This is a genomic window from Pseudoalteromonas sp. TB41, from assembly GCF_000497975.1.
GTDB classification, from domain to species: domain Bacteria; phylum Pseudomonadota; class Gammaproteobacteria; order Enterobacterales; family Alteromonadaceae; genus Pseudoalteromonas; species Pseudoalteromonas tetraodonis.
The window spans coordinates 1-3,596 of the sequence record NZ_AUTH01000066.1; the positions used below are offsets into that span (position 1 = coordinate 1).

Below are 3,596 nucleotides of genomic sequence, written 5' to 3' on the forward strand. Positions count from 1 at the left end.
TAATGCCAGTCAGTTAAGAACTGACTGGCATTTTCTTTTATAGGGGTACTTATTCGGCTTCTTTCTTATCACCCTTGGATAATGCCTATCTGGTAATCTATCGGGTAAAATAAACAATCTAAGTGTTGTCAGTAACTCATCGTAATGAATAGGCAACTTACTTGCACTATGTATTGGCGTAAACATAAAGAAAGCGATAACCTGTCGCATAGATTGGCTAAAGCTTAGCTGTGTAGGCAAAATATCCTCATCTTTAGTTGCATCAAGCATGATGATACGTATTAAATTGTAAGCGAGTAATAACCCCCATAACTCTTGACGTACCATGTCTGGTTTCTTACTACGTAACGTGTGTTTGCTATGATTCAATCCCTGCTTTATTTCTCTAAACGCCAGCTCAATTTCCCAGCGTTGAGTATAAACCTCTGTTAATTCTTCATATGGAAATCGTAAAGGGTCAATGAGAGAGCTGAGTACACGATAGCTTTTTCCATCCACTTTATAGGTGGTTAATCTTGCCATCATGGTCTCTGGTAATGACTCAAATTTCTTTCTGGCTTGAGGACTTGTGGACAAAATCACTATTTTATCATTGTCATTTATACTATGTTCAACTTGATACTGTAAATCCTTCCTCGCGGGTAACATCCAGTGAGTGTTATCTCCTTGGTTTTGCCATTGATACAACAGTCCTAATGAGTAATAGCCGCGGTCAAACAAGGTAAGAGAATTATCTGGTACGGCTGGTAATAGTCGTTGAGCTAAGCTCATTTCACCTATGCGACGGGAGTCAAAGCTGCTATCTAACAGTAAATGGCTAGATACTTCCATAAGGCTACACATTCGTACTTGTGGGTAGCTTACTTCTCCATGTTGATTACTGTCACTGCCAAATGCTTCTCTGTTTTCTTGATTATCATGAGTTCGAAAACTAACGCCATCTACAGCGAGTAAATTAAGTCCGCACCATTGTTCAAAAGACTGGGTGGAAAAGGTTTTGTGTGCAAGTAATTGAAATGTATGTTGGACTGACTCATAGCCTAACCTTTGCCGACCTTGAACTAGCGCACTTGGCGCTACTAGTTTGTTTTTTCCGGGTAAAGAGATGTCGAGTCTATTAGCGATATCCCAAACGGTTTCGTTTCGGAATAAACTCATTCCAATTACAGACCACATAACAGCTTCTAGCGGTAATCGCCTTTTACGCACAGTAGCAACACCTGCATGTTTAAATGCTTGCTCAAGAATATCAGGGTCAAGAACCTGTTTAAGTTTATCTAGTGTATGTACATCATTTAAAAATGAAGACATGTTATCGAAGTGCTGAATGAGAGACATAAAAAAATCCGATATTATTTCTAATATCGGATTTTGAAGCCATGGAAAGATCAGTCAAGTGATCATAAAAATATTCTTAACTGATCTGCATTATGCTTATTCGCAGGCTTTTTTGTTTACACGTAGGTTGGGTTGAGTGACATTAAACCTAACGGATCGCCAATCCACTTTGCAGCTTTAACGTTAAATATATGCATTATTTTTGTAGGCGCTTAGCTTGCTAGCGCGTCGGGCGTTAGCCCGAAATAAATTCAATATATAATTACTTAAAGTTGAGCCTAAATTTATGTTGTGTTGAGTAGTCTTTAAAATCAACTTCATGAAAATAAAATTTTTCACTTTCAGATCTTGCAGGAATAGTTTTGAATTTAGCTTTTTCTGTAGTAACAAATGAAAAAGGGAGTAAAATAAATAAGTTATTAAATTTACCGCTTAACATGTACCTCAACTTATCTTTAGAGCTCTCTTTAAATAACGTCACGCTCAACAGCTCCTTATTGTCACAACTCGGTAAACGGTACCCTATATTCGCCACAGCAGTATAATCAAAATCTCTAAATCCTTTATTAGATATAAGCCATTTAATTACGTCATCAAATATTGCTACGTCTTGATCTGGTAACCCCCTGTGTCAGGATAGTTGTCGCCTCTAACTTTTAATAGAGGCAATAAAATGAGACGTCGATTTACACAAGAATTTAAAGTTCAAGCTGTTGAAAAAGCATTATCTCAATGTGATGATGTTCGCCTAGAAGATATTGCGTTTGATTTAGGCATCGGTTATTCAACCTTGCAACGATGGATTACGCTTGCTAAAAAACATGAACTTGAAACTAAAAATAATGGTAGTCACATGACAACAGAAAAACGCCCTCATGACTGGAGCTTAGAAGAAAGGCTTAATGCCATTATTGAATGTGCGAGTTTAGATGAAGCAGCTCTTAATGAATATTGCCGTGCTAAGGGGCTTTACCCGCATCATATTAAACAGTGGAAGCAAGATTTAGTAACACCACCTTCAAATAAAACAGTAAAGTCAGACAGTAAACAGCTTAAGCAAGAAATAAAGCAACTGCAAAAAGAACTGAATCGCAAAGATAAGGCCTTAGCTGAAACTGCCGCTCTACTTGTACTCAAAAAAAAAGCGGATGCGCTTTGGGGTTTCAACGAGGACGATTAACCAGCTCAACTGAACGTCATGAACTGATAAAGCTCATTACCGACGCGCAGAAATCAGGGGCAAGGCAAGCAAAAGCATGTGAGTTACTTGGTCTAACGGCAAGAACAATTCAACGCTGGATTGAAGCTGATGATATGACAGATAAGCGAACGAGTACGATAAAGCGACCACCTAACAGGCTAACTGAATTAGAGCAACAGCGTATTATTAAGACAGTAAATTCAATAGAATACGGACATTTACCACCCAGCAAGATAGTCCCTAAACTATTAGATAAAGGTGTGTGGATAGCATCAGAAAGCTCGTTTTATCGTGTTATGAAATCACATAAATTATTAACACACAGAGAAAAAGTTAAACCAAATAAAAAGATAAAAAAACCAAAAGCGCTCAAGGCAACACGTGTAAACGAAATTTATACATGGGATATCACATATTTGCCAACAGCGGTTAAAGGTCAGTTTTTATACTTATATTTAGTGATGGATATTTATAGTCGAAAAATAGTTGGTTGGCAGGTTCATGACACACAGCTAAGCACACTGGCGGCTGATTTAATGGTAGATATTTGCAGGCGAGAGCAGGTAAAGCCAGATCAAGTCACGTTGCACTCGGATAATGGCAGTCCAATGAAAGGGGCAACGTTATTGGCAACATTGCAGGAGTTAGGTATTGTGCCTTCATTTAGCCGACCGTCAGTGAGTAATGATAATCCTTATTCTGAATCGCTATTTAAGACGTTAAAGTATCGCCCAGAATACCCTGAAAAAGCCTTTGAAAGCATCGGTAGTGCAAGGAAGTGGGTTAACGGATTTGTTGATTGGTACAACGATGAGCACTTGCACAGCGGTATTAAATTTGTCACGCCAAACCAGCGTCATTTAGGATTAGATAAAGCGATACTAGCGAACCGTCACCGAGTAAATGAAATAGCGAAATTGCAGAATCCAATTCGTTGGTCAGGAAAATCTAGAGATTGGACAATGACCAATGAAGTAAATTTAAATCCAGAGAAAAAAGAAGCAATGCGGGCGGCATAAAATTTAATTTGATGCGACAACTAACTTGAAAAACTCCG

The 3,596-nt window shown here is 38.3% G+C and carries 3 protein-coding genes; 1 reads left to right on the forward strand and 2 read right to left on the reverse strand.

Annotated features, from left to right (window positions below):
* Window positions 1-9: 9 nt before the first annotated feature.
* Both L641_RS0108825 and L641_RS0108830 read right to left on the reverse strand, forming a co-directional pair.
* On the reverse strand, window positions 10-1,338 hold the full coding sequence (locus L641_RS0108825; protein WP_024601195.1) for an IS4 family transposase: 1,329 nt from the start codon (window positions 1,336-1,338) through the stop codon (window positions 10-12).
* A gap of 262 nt (window positions 1,339-1,600) precedes the next feature.
* On the reverse strand, window positions 1,601-1,819 hold the full coding sequence (locus L641_RS0108830; protein WP_024601697.1) for a hypothetical protein: 219 nt from the start codon (window positions 1,817-1,819) through the stop codon (window positions 1,601-1,603).
* 192 nt (window positions 1,820-2,011) lie between these two features.
* Here L641_RS0108830 and L641_RS0108840 point away from each other — a divergent pair.
* A protein-coding gene (locus L641_RS0108840) for an IS3 family transposase (RefSeq protein ID WP_139016074.1) occupies window positions 2,012-3,558 on the forward strand; the annotation gives its coding sequence in 2 pieces (ribosomal slippage) (window positions 2,012-2,492 and window positions 2,492-3,558; 1,548 coding nt in all).
* The last annotated feature ends 38 nt before the right edge of the window (window positions 3,559-3,596 follow it).